Raw genomic sequence first — 22623 nt, 5'->3', positions numbered from 1 at the left:
GCTTATAACACCATATACGACAAGGAATCATTATGTTTGCTTATATCCTGCGCCGCTTGTGGCAGATGCTGCCCACCATGCTGGGCGTCGTCCTGCTGGTCTTCATCCTGTTTAACTGGGTGGGCGGCGACCCCGCCTACATTTTGGCCGGCAAGATGTCGAGTGCGGAAAGCATTGCCAACATCCGCCGTCAGCTCGGTGTCGACCAGCCGTACTACGTTCAGCTGTGGATCTTCATCAAGCAGATCGTCACGTTTGACTTCGGCCAGAGCTGGGCCACGGGGGAATCCGTATCGCATATCATCACTTCGCGCCTGGGGCCGTCGATGATGGTGCTGATCCCGCTGACCGTGCTGGAAACGTTTTTTGGCGTGGCGCTGGCGCTGGCCATCGCTTTCGTGCGCGGTTCGCTGACGGACCGCGCCGTCATGATCGCCTGCACGGTGGGCATGTCGATTTCCATCCTCGTCTACATCATCGTCTTCCAGTATGGCTTTGCCTACAAGCTGGGCCTGTTCCCCGTGCAGGGCTGGGGCGACAGCTTCTGGGAAAACCTGCTGCGCTATTCGACCTTGCCCATTTTGATCGGCCTGGCCGTCTCCATTGCGCCCACCCTGCGCCTGTTCCGCACTTTCGTGCTGGACGAGGCCAACCAGGATTACGTGCGCACGGCGCGCGCCAAGGGCTTGAAGGAAGGCCGCATCATGTGGGTGCACGTGCTGCGCAACGCCGGCATTCCCATCATTACCTATGTGATGTCGAACTTGCCGGCCCTGCTGATCGGTGCTTTCCTGCTGGAACGCTTCTTCGGCATTCCCGGCATCGGGCGTGAAGTGATTCTGGCGGTCGAGCGCAGCGACTTTCCGGTGATCAAGGCGATCACCGTGTATGTTGCCGCCGCCACCATGCTCTTCAACCTGCTCACCGACCTGCTGTACCAGGCGGTCGATCCTCGCGTACAACTGAAGTAGAAAGAGACGATGTCGAAACCTCATACATCGCCCGGCCTGTGGGCCCTGGCGTGGCGCCGTTTGCGCGGCGACAAGATTGCAATGGTATCGCTGGCCGTGGTCGGCGCGTTTTTCCTGCTGGTGCTGGCGTCCGCCAGTGGCCTGGTAGCCTCGAACTGGGAAGATGAAGTGGCCGTCAGCTATGCGCCGCCCACCTTCATCGGTGCCGACAAGGACGCGTCCGCGTCCGGTGATGGCGCCATTCCCCTGCCGGACGAGCGCAGCGCACCGACACAAGTCAATGTGCTCGACCCGCTGGCCGACGATATCGCCGAACTGCGCGCCCAGATGGGCAGCAATCCATCGGCTGGCGTGGAAATGTACGGTGTCACCGACCCGTTGGCCGACGACTTGACGGCCTTGCGCGCCGGCATGGGCAAGACGAAGAAGTTGATCGCGCACAAGGCGGCAACCTTGCCGTTCGGCGCCGACAAGTGGGGTCACGACATTGTCCAGAAAACCATCAAGGGCGGCGAAACGTCGATCGTGGTGGGCCTGGTGGCAGCCTTGCTGGCCGTCGTGCTGGGCACCTTGTTTGGCGCCGTGTCCGGTTACTTTGGCGGCATCGTCGATGATTTCTTCAACTGGTTCTACAGTATTTTCACGTCGATTCCGTCCATTCTGATGATACTCACCGTGGCGGCCGTGCTGCAGCAAAAGGGCGTGCTGACCATCGTGCTGATCCTGGGCTTGACGGGCTGGACGGGGCCGTACCGTTTGATCCGCGCCGAATACATCAAGCACAAGGCGCGCGAGTACGTGATGGCGGCCGACGCCATCGGCGCCTCGCACTGGCGCAAGATGTTTTCCCACATCTTCCCCAACGTGAGCCACGTGGCGCTGGTGCAAATGTCAATTCTGGTGGTGGGCTTCATCAAGGCCGAAGTGATTTTGAGCTTCCTCGGCTTTGGCGTGCCGGTGGGCACCGTGTCGTGGGGCAGCATGCTCAACGAGGCACAAAATGAACTGATCCTGGGCAAATGGTGGCAGCTGACCGCCGCCGCCACGGCGATGGCCGTGCTGGTGACGGCGTTCTCGCTGTTTACCGATGCCTTGCGCGATGCGCTCGACCCCAAAGTGAAATAGGAGTTGCTCATGGACCAGAATAACCTGTTGGAAGTGCGCGACCTGCGCGTCACCTTCCGCCTGGACAAGAAAACCACGTTTGAAGCCGTCAAGGGCATCTCGTTCAACGTGCCGCGCAACAGCACCGTGGCGCTGGTGGGCGAATCGGGCAGCGGCAAGTCCGTCAGCTCGCTGGCCGTGATGGGCTTGTTGCCGCCAGATAACACCATCATCGATCCCGCGTCCAGCATCCACTTTGGCGGGCGCGACCTGCTCAAACTGTCGATCGCCGAGCGCCGCACCATGTGCGGCAAGGATATTTCGATGATCTTCCAGGAGCCGATGTCGTCGCTGAACCCCGTGTTTACCGTCGGGTTCCAGATCGCTGAAGTGTTGCGCCAGCACATGGGCATGAACCGCAAGCAGGCGCGCGCGCGCACCCTGGAGTTGCTCGACGAAGTGGGCATACCCGATCCCGCCACCAAGATCGACGCCTACCCGAGCCAGATGTCGGGTGGCCAGCAGCAGCGCGTGATGATCGCCATGGCGATTGCCTGCGAACCGAAACTCCTGATCGCGGACGAACCGACGACGGCGCTGGACGTGACGATCCAGAAGCAGATCATGGACTTGATCGCGGCGCTGCAAAAGAAACATCAAATGTCCGTGCTTTTCATTACCCACGACCTGGGCCTGGTGGGAGAAATTGCCGACCAGGTCATCGTCATGCGCCACGGCGAAGTGCGCGAGACGGGCGAGGTGCGCCAGGTGTTCGAGGCGCCGCAGGACAGCTACACCAAAGCCTTGCTGCATTGCCGCCCCTCGCTGGATGAGCGCCCGTGGCGCTTGCCCGTGATTGCCGACTACATGGAAGGCAAGGCGGGCCCCGGCGTGGAAGTGAAACAGCGCACGCGCGGCTATACGCCGGGTGACGAGCCCGTGCTGGTGGTGAATAATCTGAGTAAAAGCTTTTATACGCGTGCAGGCCTGTTCGGCAAGCGCGAATTCCAGGCAGTCAAGGACGTGTCATTTACCTTGCCACGAGGGAAAACCTTGGGCGTGGTGGGCGAATCCGGTTCCGGCAAGACGACGGTGGGTCTGACCCTGCTGCGCCTGCACCAGGCCACGGGCGGCACGGCCATGTTCCATGGCAAGGATCTCATTGCCATGCCGAACAAGGAATACCTGCCGTATAAACGCCGCATCCAGATCATCTTCCAGAATCCGTATGCCTCGCTCAATCCCCGTTTTACGGTGGGACAGATCCTGCTCGAACCGATGCGCATCCACAAGATCGGCGCGAATGACCAGGAACGCATCGCCAAGGCTTACTGGCTGTTGGAGAAGGTGGGATTGCCGGAACAGGCTTTCCACCGCTATCCGCACGAGTTTTCCGGCGGCCAACGCCAGCGCATCGCCATTGCCCGCTGTCTCACCATGCAGCCGGAAATTCTGGTGTGCGACGAATCCGTGTCGGCGCTGGACGTGTCGGTGCAGGCGCAAGTACTCAACCTGTTGCAGGATTTGCAGGATGAATTTGGCTTGTCGTACATCTTCATTTCGCACGATTTGTCTGTGGTCAAATACATCGCCGACCAGGTGATGGTGATGCACAAGGGGCAAGTGGTGGAACTGGCCGATTCGGATGAGCTGTACCGCAATCCCGTGCATCCGTACACGCGCACCCTGCTCAGCGCCATACCCAAGGGCGTGCAGTTGTAAGGGGCTTTTTACGGTAAGATAGCGGCCATGCCCAACCTCATTTACCTGCTCGAACATTACGGTGTCCTGATTGTCTTTGGCATCGTGCTGGTGGAGCAGCTCGGTCTGCCGATTCCCGCCTTTCCCATCCTTGTGGTGGCGGGAGCGCTGGCCGTCGATGGCGACATGAATGGGGGACTGGTGCTGGCCGCCGCGCTGGGCGCTTGCCTGATCAGCGACTTCACGTGGTTCCGCGCGGGCCGCCATTTCGGCAAGCGTATCCTGCGGCTGCTGTGCCGCATCTCGCTGTCGCCCGATTACTGCGTCAGCCAGACGGAAGACAAATTCAAGCGCTGGGGGCCGAAAGCCCTGATCGTCTCCAAGTTCGTGCCGGGATTCAATACTGTGGCCGCACCCATGTCGGGCGCGCTGGGCACGCCGCCGGGCCAGTTCTTCCTGTACGCGGGCCTGGGCGCCTTGCTGTGGAGCGGCACGGGCATCGTCGTCGGCGTGATTTTCCATTCCAGCGTGCAGCAGGTGCTCGACTTGCTCAGCACCATGGGCAGCACGGCCTTGCTGATGCTGGCCACCTTGCTGGGCTTGTTCCTGCTGTATAAATTCCTCGAGCGCCGGCGTTTCCGCCAGGCCTTGCAGATCGAACGTATCGGCATCGATGAATTACTCGAACTCATAGAGCAGGGCGAGGAGCCGCTGATGGTCGACGCGCGCAGCGCCACGGCGCAGGCGCTGGAGCCGGCCGTGCCGGGCGCCTTGTTCTTCAATGGCAAGGAACCCGTGCCCGCCATGATCGCCATGGACAAGGACCGCCACATCATCGTGTATTGCAGCTGTCCCAGCGACGTGACGGCCGCGCAAGTGGCCAAGCTGTTGCACCAGCACGGCTTTCACCGGGCCAAGCCCCTGCATGGCGGCCTCGATGCGTGGAATGCCGCCTACCGCTCGGACCAGCCGGCGCCCGCCAGCCTGCTGGGCGAAGGCTTGCCTTCCTGATCCCGCTGCCCCTGGCAAGCCAGCTTGGCAGCAAACATAGGCAGAAAAAAACCGGTAGTAATAATACGAAAACACCATCGCCGTGCCGACGGGATGGCAGCGCCACACCTGCGCCGCCCCGTACAAAGCGGCTTTGCGCAAACTCCGGCATACTCTGCTTTCAAGGGGTTTCCTGCTGCTGTGCAGCATGATTTTCGCATTCCCGTCGAGTGCAAGTACTTACTATAAATCATTGTTTTTGAGCAATTTTTCCTCTGCCTGTTGCATTTGGAGTGGAACTACCAATAAAGGCTGGATTTGATGTACTTAAACTACAAACTTTGCTTGCCTCCGGGCGCATTCATCCTTTAAGCTTGGCGTCCCATGCGTCCCACTTCATCATTTAAAATCATGAGCGCTTCGTCTTCACCCGTATTGCCGACTTCCGCCTTTGCCGATGGACCGCGCCTGCTGGCCGACGTGGGCGGCACCAATGCCCGTTTCGCCCTGGAAGTGGCCGCTGGCCACATCACGCTGGTGGAAGTGCTGCCCTGTGCCGATTACCCGAGTCTGTCTGCCGCCCTGCAAGCCTACCTGGCCCTGCCGCACATCGCTGCTGCAGGCGGGCAAGCCGTGCGCCATGCCATGATCGCCATCGCCAACCCGGTCGACGGCGATTTCCTCAGCATGACGAACCACCACTGGTCGTTCTCGATCCGCGCCATGCGCGAGGAGTGCGGTTTCACGACCCTGGACGTGGTCAACGATTTCACGGCCCTGGCGCGTGCCTTGCCGCAGCTGTCCAGCGAACAGAAGCATCAGATTGGCGCCGGCACGGCCCGTCCAAACACGGCCATCGGCCTGATCGGCGCCGGCACAGGCCTGGGCGTGTCGGGCCTGATTCCGTCGCACGGCGGCTGGATCGCCCTGCAAAGCGAAGGCGGCCACGTCAGCTTTGCGCCGTCGAATGAAACGGAAGTGAGCATTTTGCAATTTGCCTGGCGCGAATATGAGCACGTCTCGGCCGAACGCCTGATTTCAGGTGATGGCCTGGAGCTGATCTACCGCGCCCTGGCCGACCGCGCAGGCGTGCCGGCGGAAGACTTGCCTGCGGCGGAAATCACGCGCCGCGCGCTGGCCGGTGAATCCCAGCTGTGCGACGACGTCATCGAAGCGTTCTGCTGCATGCTTGGCACGGTGGCGGGCAACGTCGCCGTCACACTGGGCGCGCTGGGCGGTATTTATATCGGCGGCGGCATCGTGCCACGCCTGGGGCCGCGCTTCGACCGCTCCGGTTTCCGCGCCCGCTTCGAGCGCAAGGGCCGCTTCGCCAATTATGTGTCGCAAGTGCCGACCTTTGTCATCACCGCGCAGTATCCAGCTTTCCTGGGTGCATCGGCCATTCTCTCGGAGAAACTCGCCTCCTTGTGATGCGGGCAGCGGGCGATGTGTCGCGCCATGACCGGGTAAAACGCGTGTTTTGCCCGGTTTTGCGCTTTTCCGCTTTTTATCAGGTACAATTGGCATCGTTGGATGAAACGACGACTGTCGCTCTCCTGTATGGCTGAATCTTCGCCACGGAAAAGCAGCTGCTCCGGAGTTCGTTTCATTGCTGGTTATTTAAGGCCAGCACCATGGATGGCAGGACTTTCACTGCATCCGCTTTAGTCCCGCTTTGCGCGCATCGGCCAAGGCGTCGGAAAAACAGCCTCAACTAGTAACCCAGCACGGCGTCATCATCGATGTCTGCCCTCTGTTACGTTGAAATGAACGTTTTTGATTTCTTTCTCTGCATACGAATTGCAACACACATCCGCACAGAATTGCTATGAATACAATTGAGGCTAAAAAAGTCCTCGAAACCGCGTTGCTGTGCGCTCGTGAGTCGCTGACGATCCACAGCCTGAAAAAGCTGTTCGTCGATGCGGACGAGAATGGTCGCGTGCGTGGTGTCGGCGTTGGTGCCGACACGATCAAGCAATTGCTGGAAGAGTTGCGGCAGGAGTGGGAAGGGCGCGGCATCGAGATCGTCAGTCTGGCTTCTGGCTGGCGCTTTCAAAGCCGCCCGGAAATGAAGATGTATCTCGATCGCATGACGCCCGAGCGGCCGCCTAAGTATTCGCGGGCGACCCTGGAAACCCTGGCCATCATTGCCTACCGCCAGCCGGTGACGCGCGGCGATATCGAGGAAATCCGCGGTGTTGCCGTCAATTCGCAGACGATCAAGATGCTGGAAGACCGTGGCTGGGTCGATGCCATCGGTTACCGCGACGTGGTGGGCCGGCCGGCCTTGCTGGCCACCACCAAGCAGTTTTTGGATGACCTGGGTTTGCATTCGCTGTCCCAGCTGCCGCCGTTGCAGCAAATCAGTGAAATGCAGGGCAATGGGCTCGAAGCCCTGGAAGCGGCCCTGCAAGAAAATTTTGACAAGGCAAGCAATGAGCTTGTCCCCCAGCTTGGTGCAGGTAGCAATACGGCTGTGACAGATGTAGATGTGACAGCAAGCCTTGATGCCGGCCCCGATGCTTCGCCCACGGACGAAGCCTACACTCACGACCCTGCGCCAGAACTAACGGTTGACGCTGCGCCAGGTCAGCACAGCCAAGAAACGAAGAATGAATAATCCGAACACACCCGAGACAGTAACCGCCAGCGACGAAGCCATCGTTGTCAAGCCCAAGCGCCGCACCAAGGCCCAGATCGAAGCTGATGCGGCTGCCGCCGTTGCAACTGCTGCAGCCGGCGACAGCGTCGCTGCCAAGCCGAAGCGCCGTACGAAAGCCGACGTGGCCGCCGACGCGCCTGTCGCTGACGCCGCCGTAGAGGCTGCACCTGCCGTCAAGAAAACCCGCGCCAAGCCAGCCCTGAAGGCCGTGGCCGACGCCGCAGAAGCCGCTGCCGAGGCGGTTGCCGCGCCGGCGCCGCGTCCGCCGCGCGCCCGCGCTGCCGCCAAGGCCGCTGCCGCCGTCGCTGAAACGGCGCCGGAAGCCGTGGCTGACAAGCCGGCCGAAGCACGCCCTACCCGTGGTCCGCGCCAGATGCGTGGCGTGCAAGCGGAACGCGCACTGCGCCAGCCGCCGCGCGCCGAAGCGCCGCAGGCAGCCGAAGCAGTTGCTGCAGCGCCTGCCGCAGAGCAAGCAGCTGCGCCTGTCGCCGATGTGTTCGATGCCGAAGGCAACCTCGTTTCCGGCCCGCGCCTGCCGCGCGGTCCGCGCAACGACGTTCCGGGTGCTGGCAAGAATGCCGGCAAGAGCCGCAAAAAGGGCAAGGGACGCCAGGCTGCGCCCGGCAAGCTCAGCGACGCTGACGCCGTGTTCTCGTTTGTCACCTCCGACGCGTTCGACAGCGAAGAAGGCGGAACGGGCCGCGTGCAGAAAGTGGCCGTGCGCCGCGACCTGACGTCCGACGACGATGCGCCGAAGCTGCACAAGGTGCTGGCCGAAGCCGGTCTCGGTTCGCGCCGCGACATGGAAGACCTGATCATTTCGGGCCGCGTGTCCGTGAATGGCGAGCCAGCCCACATTGGCCAGCGCATCCTGCCGAGCGACCACGTGCGCATCAATGGCAAGTTGATCCAGCGCCGCGTCAGCAAGAAGCCGCCACGCGTGCTGGTGTACCACAAGCCGGCCGGCGAAATCGTCAGCCATAATGACCCGGACGGCCGTCCATCCGTGTTTGACCGCCTGCCGACCATGAAAGCCGGCAAGTGGCTGGCCGTTGGCCGCCTGGACTTCAACACCGAAGGCTTGCTGCTGTTCACCACTTCCGGTGACCTGGCCAACCGCCTGATGCATCCGCGCTACGGCATCGACCGCGAGTACGCCGTGCGTACCCTGGGCGAGCTGGAAGAGGGCATGCGCCAGAAGCTGCTGGCCGGCGTCGAGCTGGAAGACGGCCTGGCGCAGTTCTCGAAGATCGCCGATGGCGGCGGCGAAGGCATCAACAAGTGGTACCGCGTGGTGATCGGCGAAGGCCGTAACCGCGAAGTGCGCCGCATGTTCGAAGCCATCGGCCTGACCGTCTCGCGCCTGATCCGGACCCGTTACGGCGCCATGACCCTGCCGAGCGGCCTGAAGCGCGGCCGTTGGGAAGAAATGGATGAGAACACCGTGCGCGATCTGCTGACCGCCTACGGCATCGAAAAGAAAATGCCGGCATCGGGCGACCCCCGTGCCGTTGGCGCCGCCAAGGGCCGCGAGGCACGCAAGGCCAGCCGCGATGACGAGCCGAATGGCAACCGCATCGATGTGAGCAACCGCAACGCCGATCCTTTCCCGGTCGCGCCGCGCCGTGGCCAGCCACAAGGCCAGTTTGCCCGCCCGCAAGGCCAGGGTCGCCCAGGCGGCACCGGCCGTCCTGGCGAAGCGCGTGGTCCTGGCCGTGGCCAGCCGCAAGGTCCGTTCCAGGGCGGCCAGCCGCGCTCGTCGGCATCGTTCGAAGGTGCGCCGCAAGGCCAGGGGCGTCCGCCGCGTGCGGCAGGCCAGGGTCAGGGGCGTCCTGCCGGCGGTGAAGGCCGCGCGCCGCAGCGTGGTCCGCGCCAGCCCGATCCGCTGCAAACGACCTTTGGCTTCGCCAACACGGGTCCGCGCCGCAATGCCGGCGGTGGTGCCGGCGGTCAGGCGCGTTCCGGTGGCCAGCCGCGTGGCGGCATGGATCGTGGCGGCATGGATGGCATGCCGCGCCGCCGCAGCAAAGGTTAATCCGGGAGACTTTCTTCTCGCGCGCCCGCTGATCTGCTGCGGGCGCACGCTCTTGTAACTGTTGTAAGCCGGGCCGCTCCTTGTGTGCGGCATTGCGGCGAAGTTAATAAGAGGTTATAATCTGCAGCCTAATAAAAGTTCTCCGCAGGGTTGTTTGGTGGGGAGATGCTTTCATCTGGTTGGGGAAATACAAGAAGATGGGCAGATGCCCATTTTTTTTTTGTTGAACCGTTTGTAATGGCTCCGCAAGGGGCCATATATGACTTGAATGCGTGTTTTTGCATGTTGTCGGCGCTCAATGCTGCGCTGTCATGCCGAAAACGGGCCTTATTTCTGGAGAATTTCTTGCAGCAGTTGGGATTAATTGAAAAGACAGTTACAGGTCTGGGCTATGAGCTCGTTGATGTCGAACGTGCCGAGCGCGGACTGCTGCGCGTCTTTATTGATTTCAGCGCCGCCGATGCCGCTGAAAAAGGTCCGATCACGGTCGAAGACTGTGCCACGGTGAGTCACCAGTTATCGCATGTGTTGACGGTAGAGAACGTTCCTTACGAGCGTCTCGAGATTTCTTCCCCGGGTCTGGATCGTCCGGTGCGCAAGCTGGAAGACTTTGTCCGTTTCGCAGGTCAGGAAATCATCGTCAAGCTGAATGTGGCGATGCCGGGTACGAACAACCGGAAATCGTTCCAGGGGATCTTGCAAGAACCCGTGGGCGATAAATTGTCGTTGGAATTTGAAGGTAAGGATGGTCCGGCGATGTTGGAATTTACACTCGCGGATGTGGATAAGGCACGCTTGGTGCCGCAGGTGGTTTTTAAGGGACGCAAAGCATGAGCCGCGAAGTTTTATTATTGGTTGACGCGCTGGCGCGCGAAAAAAACGTCGATAAAGATGTCGTCTTCGGCGCCCTCGAATTCGCGTTGGCGCAAGCCACGAAGAAACGGTATGAGGGTGAGGTAGACATCCGCGTTTCGATCGACCGCGAAACGGGCGAATTCGAATCGTTCCGCCGCTGGCACGTTGTGCCCGATGAAGCGGGCCTGCAATTGCCGGATCAGGAGATCCTGCATTTCGAGGCAAAAGAACAGATTTCCGATATCGAAGTCGATGACCACATCGAAGAACCGATCGAATCCGTTGAATTCGGCCGCCGTTTCGCCCAGGATACCAAACAGGTTGTCCTGCAGCGCGTGCGTGACGCCGAACGTGAACAGATCCTGGTCGACTTCCTCGAACGCGGCGATTCGCTCGTGACCGGCACCATCAAGCGCATGGAACGCGGCGACGCCATCGTCGAATCGGGCAAGATCGAAGCGCGTCTGCCACGCGATCAGATGATCCCGAAAGAGAATCTGCGTATCGGCGACCGTGTCCGTGCCTATATCTTGCGCATCGACCGCAATATGCGCGGCCCGCAAGTGATCCTGTCGCGCACCGCGCCAGAATTCATCATGAAGCTGTTCGAGCTGGAAGTGCCGGAAATTGAACAAGGCATGCTGGAAATCAAATCCGCAGCCCGCGATGCCGGCGTGCGCGCCAAGATCGCCGTCTACACGGCCGACAAGCGCATCGACCCGATCGGTACTTGCGTCGGCATGCGCGGTTCGCGCGTGCAGGCTGTCACCGGCGAACTCGGTGGCGAACGTGTCGACATCGTGCTGTGGTCGGAAGATCCGGCGCAGTTCGTCATCGGCGCCCTGGCGCCGGCGAACGTCTCGTCGATCATGGTCGATGAAGAAAAACACGCGATGGATGTCGTCGTGGACGAAGAAAACCTGGCAATCGCGATCGGCCGTTCCGGCCAGAACGTGCGCCTGGCCTCGGACCTGACCGGCTGGAAGATCAACATCATGACGGCCGAAGAATCGGCTGACAAAGCTGCCCAGGAAACGGCTGCCGTGCGCATCCTGTTCATGGAAAAGCTCGATGTCGACCAGGAAGTGGCCGATATTCTGGTGGAAGAAGGTTTCGCCAGTCTGGAAGAAATCGCTTACGTGCCAATTTCCGAAATGCTGGAAATCGAATCGTTTGACGAAGATACCGTCAATGAACTCCGTACCCGTGCGCGTGATGCGCTCGTGACCGAAGCGATTGCTTCGGAAGAGGGTCTGGAAGGCATGGACGAGGCGTTGGTGGGTCTGGAAGGCATGGACCGCATTACCGCCGGCAAGCTGGGTCTGGCTGGTATCAAGACCGTTGAAGCATTTGCAGCACTGGCATACGACGAATTTGGCGCAATCCTGGCCTTGTCTGCGGACCGTGCGCGTGAACTGATTACAAGTGAATTTAAAGATGTGACCGACGATGAGATGAAGTTGGTTGACTCGAAATACGACGATCGTGCCAAGGCGTTGCAAGCCAAGGCATGGAGTCTGGCCGAATCCGCAAAGGCTTAATTTGAGTATCTTTATCATCTCCGCGACACATAGAAAAGAGGACTGAATGGCGAGTAACAACGTAGCCCAATTTGCCACCGAACTGAAGATGCCTGCAGATTTGCTGCTGACGCAGCTGCGTTCTGCCGGCGTCGAGAAAAGTTCGACGTCAGATCCATTGTCGAAAGATGATAAGGACAAGCTTTTGGATCATCTGCGCCGCACACACGGCGCAGCGGCTGACACAGAAAAGAAAAAAATCACCGTGACCCGCAAGGAAACGACTGAAATCAAGCAAGCTGACGCCACCGGCAAATCGCGCACCATCCAGGTGGAAGTGCGCAAGAAACGCACTTTCGTCCAGCGTGACGAAGCTGCGCCGGTCGCAGCTGAACCGGTCGCGCCTGCCGCACCGGTGATCGATCCCGCCGACGTGGCGCGCCGTGAGGAAGACGCCCGTAAACAGGCTGAACTGATCGCCCGCCAGGAAGCCGATCTGCGCGAAAAGCAAGAACGTCTGGCCAAGCTCGACGCGGAAAAAGAAGCCCAGGCGAAAGCCACGCAACAGGCTGAATTGGCTGCTAAGAAAGAAGCTGAAGCGGAAGCGAAGAAAGCGGCTGCCAAAGCTGCTGCTGCGCCTGCCGCCAGCGCCGCTGCGCCTGTCGTTGACGACGCCGCTGCCGAAGCTAAAAAAGCTGCTGCCGCTGAAGAAGCGAAGAAGAAAGCCGCTGCCGCTGCTGTTGCCGCCAAGGAAGCCGCTGACAAAGCGGAAGCCACCGAGCGTGCACGCAAGGCCGTTGCCGACGAAGTCGCCCAGATCAAGGCCATGATGAACGCGCCACGCCGCGCCATCAAAGCTCCTGAACCCGTACCGGTTCCGGTGAAGCCGAAGGCGCCGGAAGGCACCCTGCACAAGCCTGCTGACAAGAAACCTGGCGACAAGCCGGGCGACAAGAAGCCTGCTGTTGCAGACAAGAAATCCATCAAGTCGGCCAATGTGTCGTCCACCTGGTCCGATGACGCGAAGAAACGCGGCACCACCGGTGGTCCTAAGCCACGCGGCAATAGCGGCCCAGGCGGCCGTGACAGCTGGCGCGGTGGCGCGAAGGGCCGTCGCCCGACGCACCATGACGACCGTGAATCGAACTTCCAGGCTCCTACGGAAGCCGTCGTCAAAGACGTGCACGTACCGGAAACGATCACCGTGGCCGAATTGGCACACAAAATGTCCGTCAAGGCATCCGAAGTCATCAAGCATTTGATGAAATTGGGCCAGATGTGCACGATCAACCAGGTGCTGGACCAGGAAACCGCCATGATTCTGGTGGAAGAAATGGGTCACAAGGCGTTCGCCGCCGAACTGGACGATCCGGAAGCGCTGCTGGCCGATGTGGGCGAACACGCACACTTCGAAACCAAGCCACGCGCACCGGTGGTCACCGTCATGGGTCACGTCGACCATGGTAAGACCTCGTTGCTCGATTACATCCGCCGCGCCAAGGTTGCATCCGGCGAAGCGGGCGGGATTACGCAGCATATCGGCGCTTACCACGTCGATACGCCACGCGGCATGATCACCTTCCTCGACACCCCGGGCCACGAAGCGTTTACCGCAATGCGTGCCCGTGGCGCCAAGGCAACCGACATCGTCATTCTGGTGGTTGCCGCCGATGATGGCGTGATGCCGCAAACGAAAGAAGCGATTGCCCATGCGAAAGCAGCCGGCGTGCCGCTGGTGGTGGCGATCAACAAGGTCGACAAACCGGGTGGTAACGTGGACCGCGTGACGCAGGAACTGGTCGCCGAACAAGTCGTGCCGGAAGAATACGGTGGCGAATCGCCATTCGTGCCCGTCTCGGCAAAAACGGGTCAAGGTATCGACGACCTGCTGGAACAAGTGCTGTTGCAAGCCGAAGTGCTGGAACTGACGGCACCGGTCGATGCGCCTGCGCGCGGCCTGGTTGTCGAGGCACGTCTGGACAAGGGCCGTGGTCCTGTCGCGACGATCCTGGTGCAGTCCGGTACTTTGAAACGCGGCGACGTGATTCTGGCTGGCTCTTCGTATGGCCGTGTTCGCGCCATGCTGGACGAGAACGGCAAGTCCATCGCTGAAGCGGGTCCTTCGATTCCGGTCGAAATCCAGGGCTTGACGGAAGTGCCGGTTGCCGGTGAAGAAGTCGTCGTCATGGCTGACGAGCGCAAGGCGCGTGAAATTGGTCTGTTCCGTCAAGGTAAGTTCCGCGACGTGAAACTGGCCAAGCAGCAAGCTGCGAAACTGGAAAACATGTTCGACCAGATGGCCGAAGGCGAAGTGAAAAACTTGCCGCTGATCATCAAAACCGACGTGCAAGGTTCGCAAGAAGCGCTGGTTGGTTCGCTGCAGAAACTGTCGACTTCCGAAGTGCGCGTACAAGTTGTTCACGCTGCAGTCGGCGGCATCACGGAATCGGACGTCAACTTGGCAGTCGCCTCGAAAGCGGTCATCATCGGCTTTAACGCCCGTGCTGATGCCCAGGCACGCAAGCTGGCCGAGTCGAATGGCGTGGACATTCGCTACTACAACATCATTTACGATGCGATCGATGAGATCAAATCGGCGTTGTCGGGCATGTTGGCTCCAGAGAAACGCGAAACCGTCATCGGCCAAGTCGAGATCCGCCAGGTTATCCTGGTCTCGAAAGTGGGCGCGATTGCCGGTTGCCTGGTCACCGATGGCGTGGTCAAGCGTGCTTCTTCCGTCCGCCTGTTGCGCAACAACATCGTGGTGTGGAGCGGCGAGATCGACTCCCTGAAACGCTTCAAGGACGATGCGAAAGAAGTTCGCGCCGGTCTGGAGTGCGGCCTGTCGCTGAAGAACTACAACGACATTCAGGTTGGCGACACCCTGGAAGTGTTCGAAGTCCAGGAAATCGCTCGTACCCTGTAATCTCGGCAAGAACAATGGCGCGGACATATGGTTGTCCGCGCAAACACGTGGGGCGCATTGGTCAACGGGCAACCGTTTGACTCATGCGCCCTGCGGCACTTAGGACAGCATAAAATCATGGCTAAACATAGCAAAACCATGCCAGCGCGCGGCTTGCGCGTGGCCGACCAGATCCAGCGCGATCTGGCTGAAATCGTCGCCTACGAATTGAAAGACCCGCGCGTGGGCACGATGATCACCATCACCGAAGTGCAGATCACCCCTGACTACGCGCATGCCAAGGTGTTTTTCACGATGTTGAAAGACAGCAAGGAAGCCATCAAGAACACCACCGAAGGCTTGATGGCTGCGTCTGGCTTCATCCGTGGCTTGCTGGGCAAGCGCCTGCACATCCACACCCTGCCGATGCTGCATTTCGTGCACGACAGCTCGACCTCGCGCGGCATGGAAATGTCCTTGCTGATCGACAAGGCCAACGCCACGCGCGCGGCCGACGCCGAGCCGGACGAGAAGCCTGCAGACAAAGCGGACGAGCAGTAAGCGTGGCGGGTCCGAAGAAACCGCCCGGCATCAAGCGGGTGCGCGACCTGGTCGACGGCGTCTTGCTGCTGGATAAGCCCGTGGGCTGGTCCAGCAACGACGCCCTGATCAAGGCCAAGCGCGTGCTGAATGCGAAAAAAGCGGGCCATACGGGCACGCTGGACCCGTTCGCCACGGGCTTGCTGCCGCTGTGTTTTGGCGAGGCCACGAAGTTCTCGCAGGACTTGCTGGAAGCCGATAAAACCTACGAAACCCTGGTGCACCTGGGGCAGACGACGGATACGGGCGACACCGAAGGCGAAGTGCTGGAAACGCGCGACGTCAACGTCACTCAGGAGCAGATCGAAGCCGTGCTGGCGCAGTTCCGCGGGCCTATCCTGCAGACGCCGCCCATGTACTCGGCCTTGAAAAGAGACGGCAAGCCCTTATATGAGTATGCAAGGGCAGGCATCACCCTGGAGCGCGAAGCGCGCCCGGTGACCATCCACAAGCTCGAGTTCCTCGGCTATGAAGCCCCGTTTCTGAAATTGTCCGTGATGTGCAGCAAGGGCACGTATATCCGCGTGCTGGGCGAAGACATCGGCCATGCCCTCGGTTGCGGCGGCCATCTGAACGCCTTGCGCCGCACGCAAGTCGGCAGCCTGACCCTCGATGGCGTCGTCACGCTCGACGAGCTGACGGCGCATGCCGCGCCGTTGAGCTTGCTGGCGCCTGTCGATGCCTTGCTGTCGAGTTTCCCCGCCGTCCAGCTGACGGAAGAATTGGCCAAACGTTTCCTCCACGGCCAGCGCATCGCACTGGGCAAGGAAGACGTTGCCGTGCCGGCTGAACCGGGCAGGGTGCGCGTGTATCACGACAGCAAGCTGCTGGGCACTGGCCAGTTGCAGGAATACAGCGTCCTGGCACCGGAGCGTTTGATTGCCACGGCGCATCAATAAGTCACAGCAACGTCACATTACCCAGCGACACTCTTTAACCAGTGTCGCTTTTTTAAACAAATCGTCCCCGACTGCGGGAGCCGCCAGCATTTTTAGATAGCGTTGCAACGCAACATGCTATACTACGCGGTTCCGGAAATAGATTAGCATTCGGGTATCTCGTACACCTTGTACGCACTCCGCAGTTTTTCAGTAACTACTACGACCATGTCAAATACAAAACGCGCAATTCGTAATATCGCCATTATCGCCCACGTTGACCACGGCAAAACCACGCTGGTGGATCAGCTGCTGCGCCAGTCCGGCACCTTCCGTGAAAACCAAGCGGTCGACACCCGAGTCATGGACTCGAACGACCTGGAAAAGGAGCGCGGCATTACGATTCTGTCGAAGAACTGCGCTGTTGAGTACGAAGGCACCCACATCAACATCGTCGACACCCCAGGCCACGCCGACTTCGGCGGCGAAGTGGAACGTGTTCTGTCGATGGTTGACTCGGTTCTGCTGCTGATCGATGCACAAGAAGGCCCGATGCCACAAACCCGTTTCGTCACGCGCAAAGCGCTGGCACTGGGTCTGAAGCCTATCGTCATCGTCAACAAGGTCGACCGTCCAGGCGCGCGCCCGGACTGGGCCATCAACCAGACGTTCGAACTGTTCGACAAGCTGGGCGCGACCGACGAACAACTGGATTTCCCTATCATTTACGCTTCGGGCCTGAACGGCTATGCCGGCCTGACCGAAGACGTGCGCAGCGGCGACATGAAGCCGATGTTTGACGCCATCCTGGAACACGTTCCAGTGCGTGACGACAATCCTGAAGGCCCGCTGCAAATGCAGATCACCTCGCTGGACTACTCGTCGTACGTCGGCAAGATCGGCATTGGCCGCGTCAACCGCGGTACCGTCAAGGTCGGCCAGGACGTGCTGGTCATCAATGGCCCAGGCGCCACGCCTATCAAAGGCCGCATCAACCAGGTGCTGAACTTCAAGGGCCTGGAGCGCGTGCTGGTGGACGAAGCTGTTGCCGGCGACATCTGCCTGATCAACGGTATCGACGAAATCGGCATCGGTTCGACCCTGTGCGCAGTCGATACCCCGGACGCGCTGCCTATGCTGACCGTCGACGAGCCGACCCTGACCATGAACTTCATGGTCAACAACTCGCCACTGGCTGGCCGCGAAGGCAAATTCGTCACCAGCCGTCAGCTGCGCGACCGTCTGGACCGCGAACTGAAAGCCAACGTTGCTTTGCGCGTTTCGCCAACCGACGATGACACGATCTTTGAAGTATCGGGCCGCGGCGAGCTGCACCTGACGATTCTGATCGAAAACATGCGTCGCGAAGGCTTCGAGCTGGCCGTGTCGCGTCCACGCGTGGTGTTCAAAATGGTCGATGGCGTGCGCCACGAGCCGTTTGAAAACCTGTCGGTTGACGTGGAAGAAGTCAACCAGGGCGGCGTCATGGAAGAACTGGGCCGTCGTCGTGGCGACCTGCAAAACATGGAATCGGATGGCAAGGGCCGCGTGCGTCTCGAGTACCTGATCCCGGCGCGTGGCCTGATCGGCTTCCAGGGCGAATTCATGACCCTGACCCGCGGTACCGGCTTGATGAGCCACGTATTCCATGAATACGCGCCTGTCGACAACACCCGTGGCGAAATGGCTGGCCGTCGTAACGGCGTGCTGATCTCGCAAGATGACGGCGCTGCTGTTGCCTACGCTATCTGGAAACTGCAAGACCGCGGCCGCATGTTCGTATCGCACAATGACCCAGTCTACGAAGGCATGGTCATCGGTATCCACTCGCGCGACAACGATCTGGTCGTCAATCCGATCAAGGGCAAGCAGCTGACCAACGTTCGTTCGTCGGGTACCGACGAAGCAGTGCGCCTGGTACCGCCAATTCAGATGTCGCTGGAATACGCAGTTGAATTCATCGAGGACGACGAACTGGTGGAAATCACGCCTAAATCGATCCGTCTGCGCAAGCGCTTCCTGAAAGAGCACGAGCGTAAAAAAGCGTCGCGCGACGCGTAATACCTGCGTGAGCATGGATTGACGTCCATGCCGCTTTCGGCCCGCTGCGCCGCATGACTTTAACCGGTGATGCGCGCAGCGGGTTTGTTGTTTCTAGAAGCTGTTATGTTTTGACCTGTTTTTATTGATCCTATGACTACGTCCTCCCTGCCTTCCCGCCGCCTGTCCGTCGCCCCCATGATGGACTGGACCGACCGCCATTGCCGCAAGTTCCACCGCGAAATTACGCGCCACACCTGGCTCTACACCGAGATGGTGACGACGGGTGCGCTGGTGTATGGCGACGTGGAGCGCCATTTGCGCTTCAACGAGGAAGAGCATCCTGTGGCGCTGCAGCTGGGCGGCAGCGATCCGACGGACCTGGCCACCAGCGCGAAACTGGGCCAGCAGTGGGGCTATGACGAAATCAACCTCAATTGCGGCTGCCCGTCCGAGCGCGTGCAGAAGGGCGCGTTTGGCGCCTGCCTGATGGCCGAGCCGCAACTGGTGGCCGACTGCGTGAAAGCCATGCGCGACGTGGTCGATATCGACGTCACCGTGAAGCACCGCATCGGCATCGACGACAGCGAGTCCTACGACTTCGTGCGCGATTTTGTGGGCACCGTGGCCGACGCCGGCTGCAAGACATTTATCGTGCATGCGCGCAATGCCATCCTGAAGGGGCTGAGTCCGAAGGAAAACCGCGAAGTGCCGCCCCTGAAATATGACTATGCCTACCGTTTGAAGCGTGATTTTCCGCAATTCGAGTTCATTATCAATGGCGGCATCAAGACCCTGGACGAAATCGACCTGCATTTGCAGCACCTCGACGGCGTGATGCTGGGTCGCGAGGCCTATCACAACCCGTATGTCATGGCGCAGTTCGACCAGCGCTATTACGGCGACGACACCCCTGTAAAAACACGCGAGCAGGTGCTCGAAGCGATGATTCCCTATATCAGCGCGCAGCTGGAAAAAGAAGCGGGGCGTTTGAAGCTGAACAGCGTCACGCGCCACATGCTGGGCCTGATGCAAAACCTGCCCGGTGCGCGCGGCTTCCGCCAGACTTTGTCGGACTCGAAGAAGCTGGCCTCGGGCGATCCGCGCTTGCTGCTGGAAGCGGCCGCGCGCTTGTCCTTGCCTGCCTGATGCGCGGCGACGGCCACGCCCATGCACGGCAGTTGCATGGCTACCTGCAAGCCGTCACCGCAATGAAGGATGATGGCAGCTTGTTTCTTTGCGCGTATCTGGGGCCCATCGCGCCGCAGTCGGCGTTCGACGCGCTGTGCCGCGTCCTGAAGATACAGCCGGACGGCATGCGCCTGCAGCCGATCGAAAGCATGGTATGCAGCGGCGCCTTGTGCACGCCGCGCCAGTGGCTGCTCGAGCGCCTGCTCCCGATGAGCGAGGCCGACCGGCAGCCGCTCGACGCGCGTTTATATGATGGCTTCGAGGGTGAACTGGCCGAATTGCTTGGTAGCGAGCCCCGCTGGTATCAACTGGTATCATCGGGCCAGCGCAGCCTGGCCGCTCAATTGGGCGCCATCTGGAGCGTCTTTGTCTTTGGCACAGAGTGCCACGCCTATGTGATGCATTGCAGCTGGGACCGCTGAGCCAACTTGTCTATACCGGTGCCTCGGCGCACTGGTATTGTCCGCACTACCCCCTCCTCTGAGTACCTCTTCCGAAACGATGTCATATGGCTATGCCATGTGTTGTAAATGCGCTGTTTCGGCGCACGCCCGCACTGTCGTAGGGCATTTCTAGGGGGCAAGAAACGGCGTTGTTGCCATTTCCCCGAAGAAAGTTAATCAGGCATTTATTCAGGTACATATTGCTTGCTTTGAGGCAAAATTTACACCTATAATTGATTATAGACAAATATTTCTCGTGTGAATGTTTGATGTTGATCTCACATCAACGCTGTCAGAAATTCACTGTGTGGAGCAAATTTGCATTCGCAGTCACTGGCGTTTTCAGGGCTGTTGTAGACCAGGAAGTACCCCAGGCTGCGTGCGGCCGGAGACCGCCAGCATACCAATGGGTAAGGGCGGATACCGGTGTTGCGCAGCCTTCGTCTTGTCGTGCCGGGCAAAAATCCTTATCAATAGTTTCATTTACGAAGAGCCGAAATGAATTTAGCAAAAATGAAGGTTGGTACCCGTCTGGGCCTGGGTTTCGCCCTAGTACTGGTTCTGCTGGTGGCCGTGACCGTTCTCGGCATCGCGCGCATGGCGCAAATCCAGGAACGTCTCGACCACGTGATTAATGTCAATAATGTCGTCACCCGCCTGGTGATCGATATGCGTGGCAACGTCAGCGACCGCGTCACCTCGCTGCGCATTCTCACCCTGATGACTGATGCGAGCGATATGGAGCCGGAAATGGCGCGTATCAAGACGCAGACCAGTACCTATCAGGAAACGCAGAAGAAGCTCGAAGAGAAATTCGCCGTCGAGTCCACTCCTGAAGAAAAAGCCCTGCTGACCTCGATCAAGGAATACGAGGCGGCCGCCATGCCGGCCATCGCCAAGGCATCCGCACTGTGGATGGCCAACGATGCGGAAGGCGCCACGCGCGTGATGATCAAGGAAATCCGCCCGGTACAGAAAAAATGGATGGAAGCGCTGGAGCAACTGGCCGTGCTGGAAGACAAGCTCAATGAGCAGATGCAATCGGACGCCCGCAAGGCCTTCGACAGCGCGCGCCTGTTCATGATCGTTCTCGGCGTGCTGGCCGTGGCGATGGGCGTGGCGGCGGCACTGGTGATCACCCGCGGCCTGCTGAAACAGCTGGGCGGCGAGCCTGACTACACGGCATCGATCGCCGGCAGCATCGCCAATGGCGACCTGTCGATCGGCATCCACACCCAGCCTTCCGATACGTCCAGCCTGCTGGCGGAAATGAAGGAAATGCGCAACAGCCTGGTGGGCATCGTCGGCCAGGTGCGCGTGGGGACGGAAACCATCGGCACGGCGTCGCGCGAAATTGCCGACGGCAATATCGACTTGTCCTCGCGTACGGAAATGCAAGCGAGCGCACTGGAAAAAACGGCGTCGGCCATGGAAGAGCTGACCTCGACCGTGAAACAGAATGCGGACAATGCGCGCGAAGCCAACAAGCTGGCCGCCACCGCATCGGATGTCGCCATCAAGGGCGGCTCCGTGGTGTCGCAAGTGGTTGACACCATGAGCTCGATCAATGAATCGGCGAAGAAAATTGTCGACATTATCGGCGTGATCGATGGCATCGCCTTCCAGACCAACATCCTGGCGCTGAACGCGGCCGTGGAAGCGGCACGTGCCGGCGAGCAAGGCCGCGGCTTTGCCGTGGTGGCCTCGGAAGTGCGCAACCTGGCCCAGCGTTCCGCCGGCGCCGCGAAAGAAATCAAGATCCTCATCGACGATTCGGCCGAGAAGACGGAACGCGGTACGCGCCTGGTCGGCCAGGCTGGCGTGACGATGGGTGAAGTGGTCGACAGCGTGCGCCGCGTCACCGACATCATGAGCGAGATCGCCAGTGCCAGCCAGGAACAAAGCGCCGGCATCGAACAGGTCAACCTGTCGATCATCGAGATGGATGGCATGACGCAGCAAAATGCGGCGCTGGTGGAACAGGCGGCCGCTGCGGCGCAAAGCTTGCAAGACCAGGCGGCCGAATTGGCCCACGTGGTCAGCATCTTCAAACTGGTCGAAGGCGAAGAGAAACCGGCAGCGTATGTGCCGGCCCCCGTGGCTGCTGTACCAGTGGCCGTGCGCAAGCCGGCGCCGGCGTTGCGCCCGGTCAAGTCACTGACCCGCAAGACGGAAGCGGCCGCTCCGGCGGCTGCTCCTGCACCACGCAAGGCGGCAGGTGCCGGCAGCAATGACGAGTGGGAAGAGTTTTAAGCGCCAGGCAGTTTGACGGAGGCATGGTGCTGGCACCGGGGGCAGACATCCCGGTGGCACCAACCTTCTTGGCAGGCAAGAAGTTGTAATTACCGTATCTGATAATCTTGGGGAAGCACATGTTTGAGAATAAACGTTTGATGAGTGTTGCAGCAGTCTTGCTGGTTTCCGTTTCTTCCGCCGCCTTCGCGGCCGAGGTGCCGGCGTCGTTCGATGCCAAGAACTGCAAGGCCGACTATCCAAAAGCCTCGCTGATGAACGAAGAGCAGGGCACCGTGTCGATGTCCTTCCTGGTCAATGCCGATGGCAGCGTTGCCGATTCGAAAGTCGAGAAGAGCAGCGGCTTCAAGAACCTGGACAAGGCCGCCATCAAGGCCCTGTCCGCCTGCAAGTTCAAGCCGGGCACCAAGGATGGCGCTGCGGCGCAAACCTGGACCAAGGTCGATTACGCCTGGAAGCTGGACTGATCCAT

The 22623-nt window shown here is 60.1% G+C and carries 17 protein-coding genes; all 17 read left to right on the top strand.

Annotated features, from left to right (window positions below):
- The first annotated feature begins 32 nt into the window (after window positions 1–32).
- Window positions 33–971: an ABC transporter permease gene (locus tag C8C89_RS26205; RefSeq protein ID WP_034782513.1), complete on the top strand. Its 939-nt coding sequence runs from the start codon at window positions 33–35 to the stop codon at window positions 969–971.
- 9 nt (window positions 972–980) lie between these two features.
- A complete protein-coding gene (locus C8C89_RS26200; protein ID WP_101484074.1) occupies window positions 981–2096 on the top strand; it encodes an ABC transporter permease in 1116 nt (371 codons plus the stop codon).
- A gap of 9 nt (window positions 2097–2105) precedes the next feature.
- Complete coding sequence (locus C8C89_RS26195; RefSeq protein WP_133994018.1) at window positions 2106–3797, top strand: ABC transporter ATP-binding protein; 1692 nt, start codon at window positions 2106–2108, stop codon at window positions 3795–3797.
- A 27-nt stretch (window positions 3798–3824) separates the two neighbouring features.
- Window positions 3825–4787, top strand: coding sequence for a VTT domain-containing protein (locus C8C89_RS26190; protein WP_133994016.1), 963 nt, complete (start codon window positions 3825–3827; stop codon window positions 4785–4787).
- 390 nt (window positions 4788–5177) lie between these two features.
- Window positions 5178–6197: a glucokinase gene (locus tag C8C89_RS26185; protein WP_133994014.1), complete on the top strand. Its 1020-nt coding sequence runs from the start codon at window positions 5178–5180 to the stop codon at window positions 6195–6197.
- Between the two features lie 397 nt (window positions 6198–6594).
- Window positions 6595–7389: an SMC-Scp complex subunit ScpB gene (gene scpB / locus C8C89_RS26180; protein ID WP_034782524.1), complete on the top strand. Its 795-nt coding sequence runs from the start codon at window positions 6595–6597 to the stop codon at window positions 7387–7389.
- On the top strand, window positions 7382–9466 hold the full coding sequence (rluB, locus tag C8C89_RS26175; RefSeq protein ID WP_133994012.1) for a 23S rRNA pseudouridine(2605) synthase RluB: 2085 nt from the start codon (window positions 7382–7384) through the stop codon (window positions 9464–9466). The genes scpB and rluB overlap by 8 nt, the downstream gene beginning before the upstream one ends.
- Before the next feature lie 345 nt (window positions 9467–9811).
- Entirely contained in the window at window positions 9812–10300 is a 489-nt protein-coding gene (gene rimP, locus C8C89_RS26170) for a ribosome maturation factor RimP (protein WP_071325130.1), read from the top strand.
- Window positions 10297–11862 carry a transcription termination factor NusA gene (nusA, locus tag C8C89_RS26165; protein ID WP_071079176.1) on the top strand — a complete coding sequence of 522 codons (1566 nt, stop codon included), beginning with the start codon at window positions 10297–10299 and terminating at the stop codon, window positions 11860–11862. Before rimP ends, nusA begins: the two co-directional genes overlap by 4 nt.
- Before the next feature lie 46 nt (window positions 11863–11908).
- Window positions 11909–14767 (top strand): translation initiation factor IF-2, encoded by a 2859-nt coding sequence (gene infB / locus C8C89_RS26160; protein ID WP_133994010.1) that lies wholly within the window; start codon window positions 11909–11911, stop codon window positions 14765–14767.
- A 117-nt stretch (window positions 14768–14884) separates the two neighbouring features.
- A complete protein-coding gene (gene rbfA / locus C8C89_RS26155; RefSeq protein ID WP_034782531.1) occupies window positions 14885–15307 on the top strand; it encodes a 30S ribosome-binding factor RbfA in 423 nt (140 codons plus the stop codon).
- 2 nt (window positions 15308–15309) lie between these two features.
- The gene (truB, locus tag C8C89_RS26150) at window positions 15310–16245 is read left to right on the top strand and encodes a tRNA pseudouridine(55) synthase TruB (RefSeq protein ID WP_133994009.1); all 936 of its coding nucleotides are present in this window, start codon (window positions 15310–15312) and stop codon (window positions 16243–16245) included.
- Between the two features lie 207 nt (window positions 16246–16452).
- Entirely contained in the window at window positions 16453–18285 is a 1833-nt protein-coding gene (typA, locus tag C8C89_RS26145) for a translational GTPase TypA (RefSeq protein WP_101484081.1), read from the top strand.
- A 132-nt stretch (window positions 18286–18417) separates the two neighbouring features.
- A complete protein-coding gene (gene dusA, locus C8C89_RS26140) occupies window positions 18418–19413 on the top strand; it encodes a tRNA dihydrouridine(20/20a) synthase DusA (protein WP_101484082.1) in 996 nt (331 codons plus the stop codon).
- Entirely contained in the window at window positions 19413–19877 is a 465-nt protein-coding gene (locus tag C8C89_RS26135) for a hypothetical protein (RefSeq protein WP_101484083.1), read from the top strand. Before dusA ends, C8C89_RS26135 begins: the two co-directional genes overlap by 1 nt.
- Window positions 19878–20396: 519 nt before the next feature.
- A complete protein-coding gene (locus C8C89_RS26130) occupies window positions 20397–22151 on the top strand; it encodes a methyl-accepting chemotaxis protein (protein ID WP_243858433.1) in 1755 nt (584 codons plus the stop codon).
- 119 nt (window positions 22152–22270) lie between these two features.
- Entirely contained in the window at window positions 22271–22618 is a 348-nt protein-coding gene (locus C8C89_RS26125) for an energy transducer TonB (protein WP_243858431.1), read from the top strand.
- Window positions 22619–22623: the final 5 nt, after the last annotated feature.

The organism is Janthinobacterium sp. 75 (assembly GCF_004365495.1).
Classification (GTDB): Bacteria; Pseudomonadota; Gammaproteobacteria; order Burkholderiales; family Burkholderiaceae_D; genus Janthinobacterium.
The sequence above is the reverse complement of the archived record's forward strand: the minus strand, read 5'-3'. Positions and strand labels throughout refer to the sequence as shown.

Bases quoted from the DNA above. Each gene is read 5' to 3' on its own strand.
- C8C89_RS26205 (WP_034782513.1), top strand. From the start codon at position 33: ATGTTTGCTTATATCCTGCGCCGCTTGTGGCAGATGCTGCCCACCATG.
- C8C89_RS26200 (WP_101484074.1), top strand. From the start codon at position 981: ATGTCGAAACCTCATACATCGCCCGGCCTGTGGGCCCTGGCGTGGCGC.
- C8C89_RS26195 (WP_133994018.1), top strand. From the start codon at position 2,106: ATGGACCAGAATAACCTGTTGGAAGTGCGCGACCTGCGCGTCACCTTC.
- C8C89_RS26190 (WP_133994016.1), top strand. From the start codon at position 3,825: ATGCCCAACCTCATTTACCTGCTCGAACATTACGGTGTCCTGATTGTC.
- C8C89_RS26185 (WP_133994014.1), top strand. From the start codon at position 5,178: ATGAGCGCTTCGTCTTCACCCGTATTGCCGACTTCCGCCTTTGCCGAT.
- scpB (WP_034782524.1), top strand. From the start codon at position 6,595: ATGAATACAATTGAGGCTAAAAAAGTCCTCGAAACCGCGTTGCTGTGC.
- rluB (WP_133994012.1), top strand. From the start codon at position 7,382: ATGAATAATCCGAACACACCCGAGACAGTAACCGCCAGCGACGAAGCC.
- nusA (WP_071079176.1), top strand. From the start codon at position 10,297: ATGAGCCGCGAAGTTTTATTATTGGTTGACGCGCTGGCGCGCGAAAAA.
- infB (WP_133994010.1), top strand. From the start codon at position 11,909: ATGGCGAGTAACAACGTAGCCCAATTTGCCACCGAACTGAAGATGCCT.
- rbfA (WP_034782531.1), top strand. From the start codon at position 14,885: ATGGCTAAACATAGCAAAACCATGCCAGCGCGCGGCTTGCGCGTGGCC.
- typA (WP_101484081.1), top strand. From the start codon at position 16,453: ATGTCAAATACAAAACGCGCAATTCGTAATATCGCCATTATCGCCCAC.
- dusA (WP_101484082.1), top strand. From the start codon at position 18,418: ATGACTACGTCCTCCCTGCCTTCCCGCCGCCTGTCCGTCGCCCCCATG.
- C8C89_RS26135 (WP_101484083.1), top strand. From the start codon at position 19,413: ATGCGCGGCGACGGCCACGCCCATGCACGGCAGTTGCATGGCTACCTG.
- C8C89_RS26130 (WP_243858433.1), top strand. From the start codon at position 20,397: ATGAATTTAGCAAAAATGAAGGTTGGTACCCGTCTGGGCCTGGGTTTC.
- C8C89_RS26125 (WP_243858431.1), top strand. From the start codon at position 22,271: ATGTTTGAGAATAAACGTTTGATGAGTGTTGCAGCAGTCTTGCTGGTT.